This window comes from Kribbella sp. CA-294648 (assembly GCF_050943845.1).
Lineage (GTDB): Bacteria > Actinomycetota > Actinomycetes > Propionibacteriales > Kribbellaceae > Kribbella.
Window position 1 is genome coordinate 1,985,993 of sequence record NZ_CP191981.1, and the last position, 17,624, is coordinate 2,003,616.

The following is a 17,624-nucleotide window of genomic DNA, read 5'->3' on the forward strand; positions in this document are numbered from 1 at the left end:
GGAAGCGGATACCCGATGATGAGATCCCGGCCACGACGGCGCCGGGCGTTGACGGCACGAGTCTGCACCAGCGGCTCGACCGCGACTTGACCATCGCCGCCGGGGTTGGTGCGCTTCTCGGGCTCATCTGGGCCGCGAGCCTTCGCGGCTGGATGATCCACCTTGCCGGGGCGGATTCGCGCTTCACCTGGGTCGGCACCTTCGCTTGCCTGCTCCTGCCAGGCGTTCTTGTGGGTGGCTCCGTCGGCTGGGCAGTGCACTTGGGACGTACGGGCGCTCGAATCCCCGGTTGGCTGGTGTGGACCCCTATGCTCTTCGCCATCGGCACTCTGTCGATTCCGGGAGCGATTCCTCACCTGCTGGCAACGGGGGAGGGTAGTGCATCCATTGGTGTGGTGGTCCTGGCGATGTTGGCTGGTCACTCGATGTCGGGGCGCGGATCACGGTGGAGGCGACTTGCAGCGGGCACAATCGGCTTCGCGATCGTGCCAGGGATGCTCGCCAGATCGTTCAGCGATCCGAAGCGGGCTTGGGAATCGACTCTGTTCTCCGCCCTCTCTTCATCACACTGGCCACAGCTTGCGCCGTACTACAGCGACTTCAAGCCAGGCACTGAGACTGTCAGGTCCAGCCGATGGCCCTAGGGAAGTCGGCCCGGGGCGGTGACCTAAAGCTGGAGACATCGCCCAGATTTTGCCGGCTCATGACTCCCTGAGCGGTGGAGCCCCATCGAGTCAGGCAACTTCCGGCGCCTTCTGCCCGGCAGACGGCTTAGCTCGGCGACGCCCTGACCTTGTAGGTGACAATTCGGCCCCGGTCGCAGACTGGTGTTGCGATGGCTGGGCCGTGACGGTCGGTCTCCGGAGGTCTCGGCGAAGTTGCGTCCAGCAGAGTGGTGTACGGCGAAGTGGTGGCTGACCCGGTCCTAGACGTGGGTGCGGTCACCGCGTGATTCTTCGAGGAATCTCTCACAACCCACTCGAAGAGAAGAGCACTGCGATGACCGCATCACCCAGTATCGACCCTGCCGAGTTCTTGCACGAGCATCTCGAGCAGGCCGGCCCGGATCTGCTCCGGGAGTTGATGGAAGGGTTCATCAACAAGCTGTTGTCCGCCGACGCCGACAGTGTCTGTGGTGCCTCGTATGGGGTGCGTGACCCCGATCGGGTGAAACTCCCGCAACGGATACCGGCACCGCGAGCTCGACACAAGGGTCGGCACATTGGATGTCGCGGTCCCGAAACTGCGTGAAGGCACGTACTTCCCCGACTGGTTGTTGGAGCGGCGCCGCCGTGCTGAGGCAGCTCTCACGTCGGTGGTGGCGACGTGTTACCTGCTCGGGGTCTCGACCCGGCGGATGGACCGCCTCGTGCAGTCGTTAGGGATCACCGGCCTGTCCAGGTCGCAGGTGTCAGTGATGGCCAGGGATCTCGACGAGTTGGTCCGCGACTTCCGGGAACGGCCGCTGGCCGAGGGGCCGTACACGTTCCTGGCGGCTGATGCGTTGACGATGAAGGTCCGCGAAGGAGGCCGCGTGATCAAGATCGCGGTCATGGTCGCGACCGGCGTCAACGCCGACGGGTTCCGCGAGATCCTCGGTGTCGCGACCAGTACTGCGGAATCCGGGGCCGGCTGGAACAGTTTCTTCAAGGACCTGGTCGCCCGTGGCCTCAACGGCGTCGCGCTGGTCACCTCCGATGCGCACGCGGGCCTGGTCGATGCGATCGGCGCGAACCTGCCCGGCGCCTCCTGGCAGCGGTGCCGGACCCACTACACCGCCAACCTGATGGCCGTGTGCCCCAAACACGCCTGGGGCGGGGTCAAGGCGATGCTGCACTCGGTGTTCGACCAGATCGATGCCGCGGCCGTCCACGCGCAGTACGACAAACTCCTCGACCAAATCGAAACCAGCCTTCCGGCCGTGCATGCCCATCTCGACGACGCCCGCGACGAGGTGCTCGCGTTCACCGCGTTCCCTCGCGACGTCTGGCGACAAATCTGGTCCAACAACCCCAACGAGCGCCTGAACCGCGAGATCCGCCGCCGAACCGACGTCGTCGGCATCTTCCCCGACCGCGGCTCGATCATCCGCCTCGTCGGCGCCGTCCTGGCCGAACAACGACGAATGGGCCGACGGACGCCGCTACCTCGGCCTCGAAGTCCTCCACCGCAGCCGACTCACCCTCATCACCAACCCCGAGGAGAACAACACCACCCCTACCGCCGGCGCGATCAGCGCCTAACCAGACAACGACGAATCACAAACCGTCGTACACCACTCCAAAGGACTTGACCCGCCGCGAACCGATGCCCCACCTGAGCCCGTATTGCCTCGGGTGAAGATTGGCGGCCGAGATGACAGCAACGGCATCGTCCTGCGACCACCGTGGCGCCGTGTCAGCGGCACCCAGACGGGCTGCCCACCTGTAGGCCGACCCGTCCGCTCAGGTCGGCGGTGCATCGTCCCTTCTCGTTGTCGGTACTCCTCGACTGCATCGCCCCTGTGACTCTGGGTTTCACTCCGATATCGCGGTCGCCTGCCGAAGATGGCTGTGAGCATGCTCGGTCGAGCGAAGGCTGTACTCTTTGGCGCGATGTCAAAGAGAGCATGACGGTTCTGGCGGCTCCTCTCGCCGTCTTCTGCGTCGTGCTGGGTGTCAACCTCTGCGTCTTTGCCATGGCAACAAGATGAACTGGCGGCGTCCCGGACTAGTGCGTGCTTGCGGTCCCCCGAAACCATCCGGGCTACGGGACCGAGTGGGAGCTGGTAGCGGCGGCCGGTGCAGACAGACACCACTGACTATGGACAAGGGATCGTTCACTTCCTTTCGAGTCGGTAACCTGGCCCGCGCTTGTGCGCAGGGTCGAGCACGCCCTGCCTGCTCGCTCCGATCGCCCCTTCGAGCGCGAACCCAGCCCCGCCCCAGGAAGCGCTGTGATCGAGGGCATGCGATCCGACCAGTGGGAGTCCGTCGTATAGGGCAGGGTGATGGTCGAACCTGCTGGGGAGTGGACGCGAGTTCTTGGCGCGACTGCCGCCGACCACATCGCCGTGGTCCGTGACGCCCTCAAACAACTCCCGTGCTGTCGGGCCGGGAGCAGGCCCGGCTGCCTGCGCTGATCCGTACCGACTCGGCCGGCTGCACCCACGAGTTCCTCGACTGGATCCTCGTCCACCGGCTGTCGTACTCGGTCGGGCTCACCCTGCCCGACGACTTCACCCCAAGCCCTGCCCGCGGATCCCGAAACACACCTGGACATCGGCGATCGACAGCGATAGCCGGGTCCGTGACGGCGCCGGGGTCGCCGACATCTCCGCCCTGATCAACCTGTCGACATGCCCGGCCGGGATGCCGGTGATCAACCGCAAGGAACGCCCTCATCCTGGCACCCAACCGCGCCTCACCGACATCGACGGCATGCGGGTTACCGCGTTCGCGACCCACACCGCCCGCGGCCAGCTCGCCGACCCCGAGCTACGCCACCGCCGCCGGACCCGCGCCGAAGACCGCATTCGCTGCGCCAAAACAACCGGACTCAGAAACCTGCCACTGCACGACTTCACCCAGAACCAGATCTGGTGCGCCATCGGCGCTGGCCTGCGAACTCACCGCCTGGATGCAACTACTCGCCTTCACCGACAACGGCGAAACCACCCACCAGGCACACCGGCGGCAACCCAAACACCTACGCCCGCGGCTATTCTCCACCGCAGCCAGGATCGCTCGCACCGGCCGCCGCACCGTCGTCCACCTCACCCACAACGCCGCCTCGACCACCCTCCCGCACACCGGCCATCAAGCCACCACCACCACCACCACGAACATCGCAGTCACGAAAGATCCGGGCTAGATCACCATTCTGCACACACGGCGTATGCCGCCGTCCGCCATGTCGCTGAAGGATAGACTGCCTGTACTGCGCGCACCGAGACGCCGGTTCGGCTTCCAACCTGATCGAAGAATGCCTCGTACATTCCAGCGCGGCCGAGTGATTCGATCAGATCAAACCCTGCGCTCAGTACATTCGTTCCATATGGGCAGAGTGAGCGGCCTTCCGCCTTTCCTGTGGAATCGACAGTGCCTACGCCCGTGTTGACCACCGAACGGTTAATCAGCGGGTAGGAGCAGATCGCATATGCTCCTAGCTCCCAAGCGACCGATGAGCCAGGCTTGCCGAACGCCTTGACACCAACCTGGTTCGTGCTTGGGAGGACCTCATCCACGCTGACGTTGCCACCAGTCGCCTCGACTCCCGATCCGATAACCACCTTTCCTGCAGGACACGTCGCTTTAGACGTCTTCTCCCATACCGCGTTCTTGAACCCCCAACGTTGAACGATCTCGTATCCATGTACCCAGTCGGCGCAGAGGGCTTTCACGGTAATTGGGGGGGTGGTGGCGGTCACGTACTGCCTACTCGCGCTCACGCGGAATCCATAGACGAGGTGGCCTTCTGCGTTGACCTTGCTCACAGGTTTGAATGTCCCAAGTCTCGATGTCGTAGAGACACCGGGACTGCTCCGGAACGAACCTCCGATCACCACCTTGCCCACCGAACAGTAGGCCTCACTCACACCGGCATAGCCGGTAGATTGCGTCAGTTCAAGGTTGCGCAGCGGATTGACCACCGCCTCGGCTCCCGTGGCGGGTGCGATGACACCGACACCCGCGGCGGCAAGTACGGTCAAACCAGCAAGTAACCGGCGCATAGGTACTCCATTCGATCGAGAGATCCTTCTGACCGCTGTACGCACCGGCTCCCGGCATTGGTTCGCCGTGCCACTGCCGTGAGCCCAACGTCGCCCTACCCCGCCTGCAGATGGTTTGAACTGGCTACGGATCGACGATCCCATCCCTGACTGAAGCGGCAAACCGACACCAAACGCCCCGAGCCAGGACTCGCCCTTCGAATCAGTCCTGCGGGCGGGGCCTGGCGCTCGGCATAGACCGCGGCCTGGCGTACCACAGGCGCAGCGTCTCGGTCGTCATCCCAGCCGCCCCGCGACCCTGGTGATCGCCTCCCACCCACTGACTTGATCACCCCCATTGGTCACCAACCCGGGAGCTGGAATCGCCGGGTCCACGGTGCCGGCGCGGGTGTCGGAATCGCGGTGCCGATAGCCGTTGCGCTGGCTGGTTCGATCGCCGCTGGGCAGCCCGCACCGCGCGCCGCAGATCGCGTCGGCCTCGGCACCCATCAACGCGTTCACACACGTGCTGAGCATGTCGCGCAACAGATCCGGCGACGCGGTCTCCAACTGGTCGTGCAGGAACCGGGCAGGGGCGATACCGGTGTTCGTGGTCATCGCGTGAGTTCTCCTTCAAAAGCACTGTGAGAAGTCTTCCAAAGGATCACGCGATGACCGCCTTCAAGCGTCTACGCCACGCCCGTCACCGGGCCTGCCGTACACCACTCTGCTGGACGCCACTTCCCGGAGCATAGGGCTGCTGATCCCGGACGTCCATCCAATAGGACAGGCGAAGAGTCCATCACAATGTGCCGACCCCAGCGGTCGGCACGCTCAGCTCGCCGCGGCGGCGCCAATTGCGATCGCCTGGCGGTCCGCCAACACATCTACCTCTGCACGGATATGGTCTAGGGCCGAGCATGCCGGTTCCGGGTCGCGCTGTCGGCCATTGCGGTCGCGGATGGCGAGCTCGCCAGCTGCCGCCTCACGGGCTCCGATGACGGCTTGATACGGCGCGAGGCGGTTTTCGCGGATGCGGGCGCCGAGGCTGCCTTCGTCGGCGTGTGCGACCTCGACCCGGAGGCCGCGGTCCGACGCGCGCCGGGCGACCTCGACGGCGAGCTTCTCCTCGTCGTCGGAGATCGGCAGTACGACGAGTTGCACCGGCGCGAGCCAGGCCGGGAAGGCGCCGCCATGTACTTCGATCAGCTGGGCGACGGCGCGTTCGATGCTGCCGACGATCGCCCGGTGGACCATCACCGGACGGTGTTTGTTGCCGTCGGCACCGACGTACTCGAGGCCGAAGCGTTCCGGCTGGTGGAAGTCGATCTGGACGGTCGACAGGCTGAACTCACGGCTGGCCGAATCCGCCAGCTGGACGTCGATCTTCGGCCCGTAGAACGCGGCGTCGCCCGGTGATTCCTCGTAGTCCACGCCGGCGTTGTCGAGCACCTCGCGAAGCAGTCCGGCGGCGTGGGCCCAGCTGGCGGCATCACCGACGTACTTGCTGCTCTCCGAGCCGATCGGGGCGTCCTCGGACGGGAGGGCCAGGACGTACCGCGATGCGCTGATCCCCATGTCGTCGTACGCCCGGTTGATCAGGTTGAGCGCGTTGCCTGCCTCCTCGGCGACCTGGTCGAGGCTGCAGAAGATGTGGGCGTCGTTGAGTTGCATCGCGCGGACCCGGCTCAGGCCGCCGATCGCTCCGGACAGCTCGGCCCGGTACTGCCCACCGAGCTCGGAGTACCGCAGTGGGAGCTCGCGATAGCTGTGTGAGCGTGATCGGTATATGAGCGCGTGGTGCGGGCAGATGCTCGGCCGCAGGACGAGTTGCTCGCCGCCCATGTCCATCGGCGGATACATGTCGTGGCTGTACTTCGCCCAGTGGCCTGAGATCTCATAGAGCTCGCGCTTGCCGAGAACGGGTGAATAGACCTGTTGATAGCCGGCTCTTCGTTCCACCTCGGCGATGTACCTCTCCAAGGCGTGGCGAATCGCCGCACCGGCGGGCAACCAGTAGGGCAGGCCGGCTCCAATCAGCGGATCCGAGTCGAACAGACCGAGCTCCCGCCCGACCTTGCGATGGTCATACATGGTGTGGCTCCTCGAATGATGGGCGGCGAGGAAGCACAGAGCACGAAGGAGCCCTGGACTTCTTCGTGCTGTGGCCTACCGCATCCCTGCGCACCTGCAGCTTGGTTCCAAGTACCGACCTTGCCAGTCAGGCAGCAATACGTTGGTCACAGCGCAGTTGGATCCGACCACAGTCAATAGTCACGGCCGATCCCTATGTGGATGTTTCGCGACATCGACTGCGGATGATGCTTGGGCGGCAGAGTCAGGGGCGCAGCGAAGGGTTGTACGCGCCAGAGGTTCGTTGACGCGCCGTGCCCTGCGGACTCGCCTGAGTCATCGGTGCGCAAAGAAGTCGCCCGGATCGACCGCGCCTAGGTCGTGGGCGAGCAGTTAGAGCATCCCCGGCTTGCGCCACGGCGATGGTCCGCGAAACGCGGTGCCCGTGTCGGCGGCAGCGAATGCTGACCAGTTGGCGGCAAGGCGGGTTCTAGTCAACGTTGCAACACGTGGTGGTCGGCCGAGGCTACCAGCGTAGTGAACCGCTCGGGGGTGAGCGGTCGTCGAGGATGTGACTGGGCGGGTGGTTCTTGGTTTCTACCGCCCGCAAGGGCTGTGGCGGCGATGGCGGACTAGCGGGCCATCTCGGTTCCCTCGTCCCAACGCACGATGGGCTGGCAGACGGTCAGGTCCCGGCTGCCTCTGCGTCTTGCTGTAGCTACGTCAGTGAAAATGGCGAGTGCTCGGTGCCTACGAGCGTTGCTGCTCGATCTTGGAGATGAATATCCCGTCGCTCCGGGAGCTTCGCGGCGTGCCGGTGCCGTCAGGGCGCAGTGCCACGGGAAATCATGCAGGTAGGCAGCTGTGTGGCAGTTGGGCGAATTTGATAGGCAGCAATTACCGATGCTCAGATGCCGCCCTTGTCCGAGTCTTGGAAGGAGACTTGAGGAGGGCGGACCGGTGAGCGTGACCGATGAGACGTCGCTTGAGGTGCGGTGCCAGCCGGGAAACGATGACGCACTGCCGGAGACAAACAATCGCCTTGCCGGTCCGACGTTCGCCACGGCGATGAACCTGGTCGGGATGACGTTGTGCAGCGTTCGCCGTCCAGGTCTGGCGTGCGCACAGCACGTTCGATCCGGAACGCGGCTTGAAGCCATGGCTCTAGCGATCATTCGAAGGTCTATTGTCGACATCTCCAGACGCTTGCTGCGCACAAACGTGGGGCTTTCCGTCGATCCGGTCTTGGATCTGTCGGACGACTGGCCATCGATGGATGAGATCCGGTGCGGCTGGCGAGTTCGTGAAGGGCCTCAGCTGTTTGCCAAGACAGGTGGAAGGCGTTCTCCATCTGGCCTACTTCGAGTGCCTTTCCCAGAGCGAGATCGCCTCCTGATTGCGATCCCTAGGCTTGGTGAAGAGCAGGACCGTTCGAGCGCAGTGGCGCCGCCCCCGACGCTTGTCGCACCAGCCGAAGACAAGACGTTTCAATTGCGTCGTCACTGGAACGTTCTGCCGCAAGAGCTGATCAAGTTCGGGGATCCGTTTACCTCCTGCCGGCAGCGCGGGCCGTCGAAACAATGGAGCAGGCATCAACGGTTCCCTGTCGCTGACCTCACGGCAGGGGTGATACGGCGATGGCGGACCGCATTGGCCGATCAGCTCGATTCGATCCTCGCCCCATCTTGCAGGTGCCGTTGCCTGCCCGCGTGCTGGCCGTTATCGACGGGCGCGAGCGGCCCGCTTGGCTGGTCGGCCCGCTGGCACGTGGCCCTCGGCCCAATAGCACTGATCCAGTACCTCGACAACGGGCGGGAGCGAACGATTCGTGCCGGCCGAGCCGATCAGCCTTCGAGCTTCGAGACCACGGCGCTGCGCAACTGAGCTGGCCGGATCATGCAGAGCGGCCGGCGGTTCATGCGCTGTGTGTGGGTCAGGGCGACTGAAAGCATCAGATCCAGCCAATGCAGGAAGATCCCAACAATGACAGTTCCTCTTCCGTCGTGGCCCCGAGATGGTGAGTCACCGATTGACATGGTGCCCGTCGCCGACGCGCCACCGACACTCGTCGAATATGCACATGAGGGGCAGGAGATCATGGAGCCAGGATTTCCTCTCGATTACGTTGGGATCGCTTGGACGGGGGCCGGAGTCGCGGGGAGAGTTCGGTTCGGCCCTGACGGCCAGTGGGGCGAATGGACTGAGATCCCAAATGGTGAGCAGCTTCGAAAGGGCCGATTCCTGTCGGTCGTGCCCGCACGAAAGGCCGCCTCGGTCAATGTAGAGTTCCTTGCATCTGTTTCTGAGGTGCAGGTCGTCGCCCTGAACACCACCGAAGGGGCTTCGGGTGCCGCGGCCCTTGAGGATCACGGGGCGGGCCGAGGTTCTCCAGGAATTCCGGCGGGCGGCTACCACGTGACTCGGGCGGGGTGGGGAGCGGACGAGAGCCTTCGATCGCGCGATGCGAAGTCGCTTCGCGGCGCTTCGCCGGCGCAAGTGATTACGCTGCACCAGGTCGCCGCAGGTTGCGACGGGCTAGAGTCGGCCGCACTCATGCGAGCTATCTATTTCCTTCATACGGATTGTGAACGTCTCGGTGATATCGGATATCACTGGCTGATTGACGGCGATGGCGTTGTATACGTGGGATCCAATGGTGGACTGCTTACTTCTGCTGCCGGTGCCGACAGGCGACTTGTCGAGAGTGCCGCGCATCTTGCGGGCTTCAACGCCGGCAACATTGGTATTGCACTGATGACCGATTGCGAGGTTGGGTTCACGCCAGAGGTGATGCGGCAGAGCCTGGTGCGCCTCTTGGCTGACCTTGTTGAAACGTACGGACTGGATCCGCAGGGTCAGACTTGGTACGTCAATCCAGTGACCGGAGCTAGCCAGTTTGTTCCGGTGATCTCCAGCCATCGCGAATGGACTGGTTCCACCTGTCTCGGAGCGGCGATCGATGTGGCGATGCCCGCGATTCGGGCGAGTGTCGTTTCGCATTTGACTCCGCGTGACGGTATTGCTCAACCGTGTGACACTCCGTAGTTCTGGTTGAAGCGCTGGCTGATCATCAGGGACAAGCCGCCGGATTCTCTGCCATGCTCTTGGCATGGAGGCCACCGTCGTTGAGCGTGCTCGCCATCTCCAGCGGCTGTCAGATCTGGCCGAGGCTGCGCTGAGAGGACAAGGTTCTGTCGCGCTGCTGGCGGGTCAAGCCGGCATCGGCAAGACAACATTGATCGAGCTCTTCGCGTCGTCTCTTGACCGCCGGATTCGAGTGCTGCGGGGGCGCTGCGATGACATGCTCATTGCCGCACCGCTGCGGCCGTTGCGGGAGGCGGCGCGGGACTCTGGGGGGCTTCTGGAGCGTGCCTTGGCGGCCGAGGAGCATCTGGACCTGCCGACGGCAGTGATCGACGAACTGGCCAGCCCAACCGTGCTAATCCTCGAGGACGTCCAATGGGCGGATGACGCCACCCTCGACGTGATCCGCTATCTCGCACGACGAATCAACCGGCTGCCGGCCATCCTGGTGATGAGTTATCGCTCGGCAGAGATTGATGGACACCCGCTTCGCCGGACCATGGGCACGCTGACCGAGTCGTGGGTCCACCGGATCGAGCTCGAGCCCCTCTCGATCGAGGGAGTGCGGCAGCTTGCCGCCGGGAGTGGGCGTGACCCAGAAGAGCTGTACCGGCTCACAGGCGGCAATCCCTTCTATTTGAGCGAAGTGCTTGACGCACCGGACGGAGACATTCCCAACTCCGTCACAGACGCTGTACTCAGGCGCCTGCATGCTCTGGGCGACGAGGCTGTAGCCGCCGTCGAGCAGCTGTCTGTTATACCTGGCCCGATGCCGGTGGAGCACCTGGCAGGTTTACTTGGGGACACCGTAAAGTTCGTCGAGGACGGCGAGCGTGGCGAGCTGCTGAAGGTTACACAGGATGGCGTGGAGTTCCGACACGAACTGGTTCGCCGAGCCGTCGAGCAATCGCTTCCGCGCCTGCGCCAACGCCGGCTTGATTCGGTTGTTCTTCGGTATCTGATGACGGTCGACGATGCCCCGGCTGCCGCTATCGTCCATCACGCCGATCGGGCCGCCGATCGGAAGGCGCTCTTGCGCTTCGCGCCACGAGCCGCACGAGAAGCGAGTGACGCGGGAGCTCATCGCCAGGCTCTGGCCCATCTTGAGGGTGTACGGCCGTACTGGGACGAGTTGCCCGTGGATGACCGTGCTCCACTTGTCTCCGACTATGCCTGGGAACTAGCCGTCGCGGGCCGATTGGACGACGCGCGACGCATCGGCGAGGAAGCGATCAGCTTGTACGAGGCGGCCGGCCAAGACGCTGCGCTGATCGAGGCGCTGATACGCCAATCCAGATACCTGCATTTCGCTGACGAGTACGGAGCGGCTTTGGCAGTTGCGACTCGCGCATATCTGCTGTCGTGTGAAATCGGCTCGATGCACCTTCAGATCGATTCGGGGATCGTACGCGGTTCTTTCCTGTTGCGTGCCGGACGGACCGAGGAAAGCATAGCTGCGCTGGAGGCTGCCCACGAGTTGACGCTGCAGTCGGGTGGGGAGTGGAAGGCTCTGCAGTACCTAGGTGTGGCTCACTCTCAGATGGGGCACGCGATCGGTCTTGAATACCTCCGTCAGCACTTGGCGAGGGCAATTTCGGTGGGCCTGTCTGGAGAAGAGCCACCGTGGCGCCCGTACTCAGCGGCGCAGACTCACGAGCGCATCGCATTGGCGTACAACCTTCTGAGTGAGGCGTTGTACTGCGAATGTCAACTGGACGAAATGCGGCAATGTCTCGATGACGGGCTGTCATTCGCTGCGAAGCATGAGTTGGCCATGCATCTTGCGCACCTACAGTGTCACGCTGCGCTCTTGGCCGTTAGAGAAGGCCGCTACCATGAGGCAGCCGAGCACGTAAGTAAATCGAACGAGTCCGCTCGCCAGCAGCCGGTAAATGCGCTGATCGTCACTAATCTTGCAATTCATGGTCGCATATTGACCAGGCTCGGTGAACAAGGAGCTGACAAGGTCCTGGCCGAAGCCTGGACGTTGTCCAACGAGCTTCCGAGTTGGTCGACTCAGGTGTACGCGGCGTCGGCGTATGCCGAGTGGGCATGGCTGAACAACCGTGAGGACGTTCTGCAGGAGGTGTATGCCGTCGCGTCGGCATGGAAGATCCGCGCCGATTTCGGTGAGATGTTCAGATTCCTGGCCAGAGCAGGCGTGATCACTCCCGCCGCTCACGTGAGGCCGGCGGCGTATATGCTGGGGCTAAATGGGGATTGGCGCGGCGCCGCTGCCGCATGGGAGCTGATCGGCGACCCCTACGAGCGGGCGCTTGAGCTGGCGGACTCGGGCGAGGTCGTCTGCATGACGGAGGCCGTGCAGGTCCTCGACGACCTCGACGCCAAGCCGGCTGCTGCGATGGTCCGTCAACGGCTCCGGAGCATGGGTGTGTCCATACCGCGCAAACGGCGCAGACCCACGGACGAACTCACCGAGCGACAAGTGGAGATCCTGCACCTCCTCGCGACAGGCAGGACCAATGTCGAGATCGCCGAGCAGCTCTTCATCTCGGTCCGGACCGTCGACCATCATGTCTCAGCGATCCTCCGCCGTCTAGGCGTCAAAACACGTCGAGAGGCCGCGAGCCACGCACAGAAGCTCAACGGAGCATGAGATCGACGGCCGCGCCGGGTCTGCGTGTTGGTGTGCTCCGGAACCGGACCAGCGTGTCCGGGGCTCCTTCCCGTGTCGCACCGGCCACATCAGGTAGCTGTCGACTACGTCGCTTGATGCGGCTCCTTGCGGGACAGGCATGTCGCCATCCTCTGTGCCGCCGTGAATCAGAAGCACAGATCGACCAACTTGGTGATCCACCGCGGTGTGATGCAACTGGCCAAGCAGTTCCTCTTAGTTGCTCTCGGCAAGCGTCGGCCGGCCGTGCCGAGCATCGATGGTTTGCTGGCTGTCGGAGATTTCCTGACCAGCACTGCGAATCCCGCTTTCCGCTCGGGTCTTACCCGAAGCAGCGCGAGACCTGGCTGCGCAGCATAACTACGCGCTCAGCAAGATAGTAGGCGATCATCGTGTAGCCCGGGAGTAGCTACGGCTGACCCTGCTTGGGAGTGCGACGAGCTTGCTCAACGAGGCTCCGAGGGGGAGCGGCCATCCTGAGATCGGCGGATCCAGTGCCTCTGGCTTGATGACCACTCGGCAGAGGTGAATCACTGCGCGGATCAACGAGACCTGGTCGGCTGAGGGCGCCGTAAGTGTTCTCCCGCAGTCGGTGATCGAGGGGTTAGCTCCACGCCGTGTGGAGTTGATCTGCGCGCGTCCACGCGCAGCAGCACGAGCACCGTCCTTCAACGCGGCTATGACGTCAGCCTCTCAGGCGTGGTCAGGCGTTACACTAAGGTACAAGTCGGCGATCCAACACCAACACCGGCCAACGCGCCTACAGAGCCTCAACACGGCACGAGTCGTCTACTGCCTCCGGTACGTGGGTCCACGGTCGACGCGTCCGTCGCGGTCGACCTCGGGCTTGTCAGCGGTGGCTTTCCCGCTCCCAGGTTACGGGCAGCGTGGCGACGCCGTACGTCATCGCGTTGTCCTTGAATCTGATCTGCTCGACGGGCACGGCGAGCCTGAGTGTTGGGATGCGACGGAAGAGCCGGTTGAAGACTTCTTGGAGCATGACCCTCGCGAGCTGTTGCCCAAGGCACTGATGTCTCCCGAAACCGAATGCCAGGTGCGCTGGCCCTTGGCGAGTCAGGTCGATTCGATCCGGATCGGGGAAGACCCGGTCGTCACGGTTCGCGGCTGGCAGAGCCGCGATCAGGTATTCGCCTGCTTTGATGTCCGCTGGGATCGCGGCAGGCGTCGAGTGTATGAGTGGGATGTCGTCTTCGATTTGGCGGAACAGGCCGAACTGGAGCACTGAGAGGTACCGCAGCATCTCCTCGACCGCCTGTGCGGAGATCTCGGGCTGGTGCCTCAGTGTTCGAAGCAGCTCCGGTTCTCCCAGTAACGCAAGCGTGCTTAGCGCAATCATGTTCGCAGTCGTTTCGTGCCCGGCGATGAGGAGCGTGAGAACGATTGACACGAGTTCGGGGACAGCGAGCGCGTCACCTTGTTCCTCTGCGCGGGTGATCAGGCGTGACAACAGGTCATCCTCACGCTTGGCCTGCCTGGCTAGTACTAGGCCGGCGGCGTATTGACCAAGCTCTACGCCGGCTCGTTCGAGCTCCTCCGGTCGGCGGTCGACCGTGCCGAGGATCGCGGAGCGGTGCTGGAACTGGTCGCGCTCCTCGTACGGCACCCCGAGCAGTTCGCAAATGACCAGCGATGGGATCGGCAATGCGAACACCTCGACCAGGTCGACCGGCCTATCGCTCCGCAGCATCGAGTCGAGGCGATCCTCGATCAGCTGCGCAATTCGCGGCCGGAGCGCCTCCATGCGCTTGATTGTGAACTCGCTAGCCAGCAGTCGGCGCAGTCGCAAGTGGTGTTCTCCGTCATCCTGCAGTATCGCGGCCGTGCCGATCTGGCGGTCGAGGTCGGCCCCCGGTACGGCGTGTGCAGACGGCGCTAACCGCGAACTTAGGCGGGGATCGGCCAACACACGGCGGACGTCATCGAACCGGGTGAACACCCACGCATTCACGCCAGCCGGGGTCGACATCTCTACCGGGCCCTCGAGATCCCGAAGCGGCGCGTATTCGGCGGCCGGGTCGAACGGGCAACCGGTTGGTCTGTTGAGCGGAAACGGCGGAACCCCGATACGGTCCGGTGTTTCGGTCATCGGCAACCCCCAATGCGTCGACGTGCAACCCCGAGTCACAACCAATACGCGGCCCGGGCGCCGATCGGTTCGCGTCGACGGCAGGCCCTCGCCTTCCGGATGCATGGCAGGCGCACGGCGTCGGCACCGAAGACATCGCCAAGTCACTGGCACCTGCCGAAGGGCATCATTAGCGTCTCGCGTTGTGCGCGATATTCCAGGGATTGGGGTCGACTAGGTTGGAGATGCCGCGGACGCGGTGTCAGATCCCGGCCTCCTACGCCTTGAGAACCTGGACACAGATATCAGCCCGCCGCCTGTGGCGCTGGAGGTGACCCGGAACACCATTGACTGATTGAAGGGAACAACTATCTCCACTCCGTGGGCACATCGTGATGAGGCAAGGCAGTTGCCGAACATGTTTCACGCATCTCGGGCCGCACTTTACGACCCGTAGGATTGACCCATCTCGACCGACTAGGTCGAGGAGGTGGTCAGGCTATCTGCTTGGCCGTCTCCGCGATGGTGGATTCGTACTGTGTTGGGCTGAGGTAGCCGAGGGTGGAGTGGCGTCGGCGGGTGTTGTGCCAGCCTTCGATGTAGTCGAAGATCGCGCTGGTGGCGGTTTTGCGGGTAAGCCAGGCGTGGCGGCGGATGAGTTCGGTCTTGATGGTGGAGAAAAGGACTCGATCACGGCGTTGTCCCAGCACTGGCCCTCGCGTCCGACCGACAAAGATGACACCCAAAGGCCGCGATGGATCGACGTCGAGGCCGTTAGGGGGCATGCTTGCAAGATTCTTTCCCGCGCACGGTTGACCACCTCCTCCGCAGACGCGGTTGGCACCATCGGCGCCACCGCCAGCAGCGCGTCTGTTAGACATCTTGAAGCCCGTCGTCGAGGTGGCTCGAGCGTCTAGGGCGTTGCCAAACTTGCCCAAGGGAGGACGTGACCGCCCGGTCAATAGTGGGGCAAGCCAGACGAAGACGCTCTCAATAGCAGACCGTGAAATTCTCGCCCACGAAGCTCCGAACGCGCGCCATTGCAATTATTCAAATCGCTGGCCCTACCGTAATTGCTGCGATCCCACCCGCGCCCCAAAGCCCGCTCAAGCAGACCTGTCCGATACGCAGTACGGATCACCACATCCAATCGGTTCACGCACAGGCCTCGCCGGGATCCCAGGCGGCAACCGGAGCGAATTCCCTGTACAATGTGTGCATGCGTTTCGATTATTCAGCTACAATTCAGGCTACACCGGGACGGGTGTGGGAGATCTTTAGTGACGTTGCTAGGTGGGCCGCCTGGAGTCCGACGATCGACTCAGTCGAGCGGCTGGACGAGGGTCCGATCTACATCGGCGCTCGTACCCGGATCCGGCAGCCCAAGCTGCCGGTTGCAGTCTGGGAGGTGACAGAGCTCATCGAGGGTGAGTACTTCGAATGGGTCGCACGTGGCCCCGGCGTGAAGACAACCGGCGGCCATCGAGTCTCCGAGGTGTCTGGAAGCACGGTCGCTACCGCGACGCTCATTCAGGAGGGACCGCTCGGCTGGGTTCTCGGCCGAATGATGGCGAAACTCACCAGAGAGTACATTGCTCTCGAGGTCGAGAGTCTGAAGAAGATCGCTGAGTCAGCGTCACCCAAGTAGCCACTCGGGACCAGTCGGAACTCCCGACACTGCAGGCGGCGTTCCCGACACCGGAGAGCGCACCACGGCAACATATATACCCAGCGGCGCACAGCTGCGGGAGATCAGGCCCCCTTTCGACATGCCGCCTGCGCTGGCAGATCACCATGATGCCGCTCACTGGTGACAGGCTCTGTAGCGGACGGCTTCGAGCGCCGTCAGGCAGTCGTCGCATCGGAATGCGGCCAAGCCGGAAGCGCGCAGCAGTGGCGCAGGGTGGCCCGCTCGGCCTCGAACCTATCGTTGCGCCGCTAGCGTCGTGAGTCATCAGTGTGTGCGGCGAGGGTGTCGAGGATCTCATCGGCGGTCTCGCTCCAGACGAGGGCGGGGGTCGGCGTTCCAGTCGTTGATCCCACTGGCGTACATCGGCCTCGAGTTCCGTGATGCTGCGGTGCGCGGAGCGGCGGACTTGCGCTTGGTGAGTCCGGCGAACCACCGTTACACCCCGGTCAGCGAGTTGTTTGGGGCGAAGTGCAGGCGGATCCGGGGGAGGCGGATCAGCCAGTCCTTCATCTCGCGGATCTCGCGGGTTGCGTAGTTCTCCAGCACCAGTTGCAGGTCGAGAGGTTTGGGGTCGGCGGAGTCGACGAGTTTCAGCAAGCGTAGCAACTCCTCGTGCGGTGCCGGCGGTGCTGCCGGGCGCTCACCGACCGCTTCACAGGTCTAGGGCGGCGAACAGGACGGTAGTGCTGTACGTATGTAGTCGAGGGTCTGGGGCCGGCGTCGTGGGCATGAGCGGTCAGGATCGGCGCGGTCCGGCCACTGACGTCGGTGACAATCGGAGGACTCCCCGCGTTCAATTGACATCCCACGACAGAGTGTGCCGCTCCTGAAAAGCGGCCCGCGCATCCGTGCTGAAGCGGCCGAGCGTAGCTGCGCTACTATCGCGCCGCGATGCTTGGCCAAGCAACAGTCGACTGGGTCAGTCGCTAAAGGGTGGCGCCCAGACACGGACACATGTTTGCCTCGACATCGGCGCGCGGGTTGAGGACGGGTCGGAGTTCGTCATTGAGAACCGATACGGCCGGGCGGACACGATCATCTGACCCGCGGGCTGGCCTACGCCGTGGCACGCCGGGCGCGTGGACTGGTTGTGGTGGCGGAGGAGCATCGCGATAAATTCCGCGCGGTTGCTCAGTACCTGAACGAGCTTGCTGAGCCCGACAATGAACGAGGTATCGCCGTGTGGCCGGTGGAGGCAAAGCAGTGCGCATCGAGAACAGCGCCTGGGCGCCACTCTTCACTGCGGTGGTCGAGCCGAACCAGTTCACGGCGACCGTCGAAATGGCCAAGCAGTCCGAGATGGTCTGCACGCTAGAGGAGTGCTTCGATCAGTTCGATGTCGCGGACTTGTGACGGGCGGCCAAGG

At 63.6% G+C, this 17,624-nt stretch carries 10 protein-coding genes and 3 pseudogenes; 7 read left to right on the forward strand and 6 right to left on the reverse strand.

Annotation, left to right across the window (positions count from 1 at the left end; all coding sequences use genetic code 11):
• The first annotated feature begins 999 nt into the window (after window positions 1-999).
• Window positions 1,000-2,243 (forward strand): annotated as a pseudogene (locus ACQPYM_RS09655) (IS256 family transposase).
• 788 nt (window positions 2,244-3,031) lie between these two features.
• Window positions 3,032-3,852, forward strand: a pseudogene (locus tag ACQPYM_RS09660) (transposase); the annotation flags it as partial.
• A gap of 1 nt (window position 3,853) precedes the next feature.
• On the opposite strand, the gene ACQPYM_RS09665 reads toward ACQPYM_RS09660, so the two are convergent.
• The 3 genes and pseudogenes from ACQPYM_RS09665 to thrS form a co-directional block, all read right to left on the reverse strand.
• Window positions 3,854-4,711 carry a hypothetical protein gene (locus ACQPYM_RS09665; protein ID WP_433018049.1) on the reverse strand — a complete coding sequence of 286 codons (858 nt, stop codon included), beginning with the start codon at window positions 4,709-4,711 and terminating at the stop codon, window positions 3,854-3,856.
• 357 nt (window positions 4,712-5,068) lie between these two features.
• Window positions 5,069-5,308, reverse strand: a pseudogene (locus ACQPYM_RS09670) (transposase); the annotation flags it as partial.
• Between the two features lie 216 nt (window positions 5,309-5,524).
• Window positions 5,525-6,784, reverse strand: a complete 1,260-nt coding sequence (gene thrS, locus ACQPYM_RS09675) for a threonine--tRNA ligase (RefSeq protein WP_433018052.1) — start codon at window positions 6,782-6,784, stop codon at window positions 5,525-5,527.
• Between the two features lie 939 nt (window positions 6,785-7,723).
• On the opposite strand from thrS, the gene ACQPYM_RS09680 reads away from it, so the two are divergent.
• The 3 genes from ACQPYM_RS09680 (at window position 7,724) to ACQPYM_RS09690 (ending at window position 12,464) form a co-directional block, all read left to right on the forward strand.
• On the forward strand, window positions 7,724-8,647 hold the full coding sequence (locus tag ACQPYM_RS09680) for a hypothetical protein (RefSeq protein WP_433018055.1): 924 nt from the start codon (window positions 7,724-7,726) through the stop codon (window positions 8,645-8,647).
• Between the two features lie 150 nt (window positions 8,648-8,797).
• Window positions 8,798-9,808, forward strand: coding sequence for an N-acetylmuramoyl-L-alanine amidase (locus ACQPYM_RS09685; protein ID WP_433018058.1), 1,011 nt, complete (start codon window positions 8,798-8,800; stop codon window positions 9,806-9,808).
• Between the two features lie 64 nt (window positions 9,809-9,872).
• Window positions 9,873-12,464, forward strand: coding sequence for an ATP-binding protein (locus ACQPYM_RS09690; RefSeq protein ID WP_433018061.1), 2,592 nt, complete (start codon window positions 9,873-9,875; stop codon window positions 12,462-12,464).
• A gap of 868 nt (window positions 12,465-13,332) precedes the next feature.
• On the opposite strand, the gene ACQPYM_RS09695 is transcribed toward ACQPYM_RS09690, so the two are convergent.
• Both ACQPYM_RS09695 and ACQPYM_RS09700 read right to left on the reverse strand, forming a co-directional pair.
• Window positions 13,333-14,589, reverse strand: a complete 1,257-nt coding sequence (locus ACQPYM_RS09695; RefSeq protein ID WP_433018064.1) for a cytochrome P450 — start codon at window positions 14,587-14,589, stop codon at window positions 13,333-13,335.
• Window positions 14,590-15,062: 473 nt separating this feature from the next.
• Window positions 15,063-15,278 (reverse strand): IS3 family transposase, encoded by a 216-nt coding sequence (locus ACQPYM_RS09700; RefSeq protein WP_433018067.1) that lies wholly within the window; start codon window positions 15,276-15,278, stop codon window positions 15,063-15,065.
• A gap of 509 nt (window positions 15,279-15,787) precedes the next feature.
• Here ACQPYM_RS09700 and ACQPYM_RS09705 point away from each other — a divergent pair.
• On the forward strand, window positions 15,788-16,216 hold the full coding sequence (locus ACQPYM_RS09705) for an SRPBCC family protein (RefSeq protein ID WP_433018070.1): 429 nt from the start codon (window positions 15,788-15,790) through the stop codon (window positions 16,214-16,216).
• A 477-nt stretch (window positions 16,217-16,693) separates the two neighbouring features.
• Here ACQPYM_RS09705 and ACQPYM_RS09710 read toward each other — a convergent pair whose 3' ends face one another.
• On the reverse strand, window positions 16,694-16,855 hold the full coding sequence (locus ACQPYM_RS09710) for a hypothetical protein (RefSeq protein WP_433018072.1): 162 nt from the start codon (window positions 16,853-16,855) through the stop codon (window positions 16,694-16,696).
• 606 nt (window positions 16,856-17,461) lie between these two features.
• On the opposite strand from ACQPYM_RS09710, the gene ACQPYM_RS09715 reads away from it, so the two are divergent.
• Window positions 17,462-17,611 (forward strand): hypothetical protein, encoded by a 150-nt coding sequence (locus tag ACQPYM_RS09715; protein ID WP_433018075.1) that lies wholly within the window; start codon window positions 17,462-17,464, stop codon window positions 17,609-17,611.
• Window positions 17,612-17,624 lie beyond the last annotated feature (13 nt).

What these genes read in the sequence shown, in the direction of transcription:
- ACQPYM_RS09665 (WP_433018049.1), bottom strand. Translation starts at nt 4,711, where the DNA reads ATGCGCCGGTTACTTGCTGGTTTGACCGTACTTGCCGCCGCGGGTGTC.
- thrS (WP_433018052.1), bottom strand. Translation starts at nt 6,784, where the DNA reads ATGTATGACCATCGCAAGGTCGGGCGGGAGCTCGGTCTGTTCGACTCG.
- ACQPYM_RS09685 (WP_433018058.1), top strand. Translation starts at nt 8,798, where the DNA reads ATGGTGCCCGTCGCCGACGCGCCACCGACACTCGTCGAATATGCACAT.
- ACQPYM_RS09690 (WP_433018061.1), top strand. Translation starts at nt 9,873, where the DNA reads ATGGAGGCCACCGTCGTTGAGCGTGCTCGCCATCTCCAGCGGCTGTCA.
- ACQPYM_RS09695 (WP_433018064.1), bottom strand. Translation starts at nt 14,589, where the DNA reads ATGACCGAAACACCGGACCGTATCGGGGTTCCGCCGTTTCCGCTCAAC.
- ACQPYM_RS09705 (WP_433018070.1), top strand. Translation starts at nt 15,788, where the DNA reads ATGCGTTTCGATTATTCAGCTACAATTCAGGCTACACCGGGACGGGTG.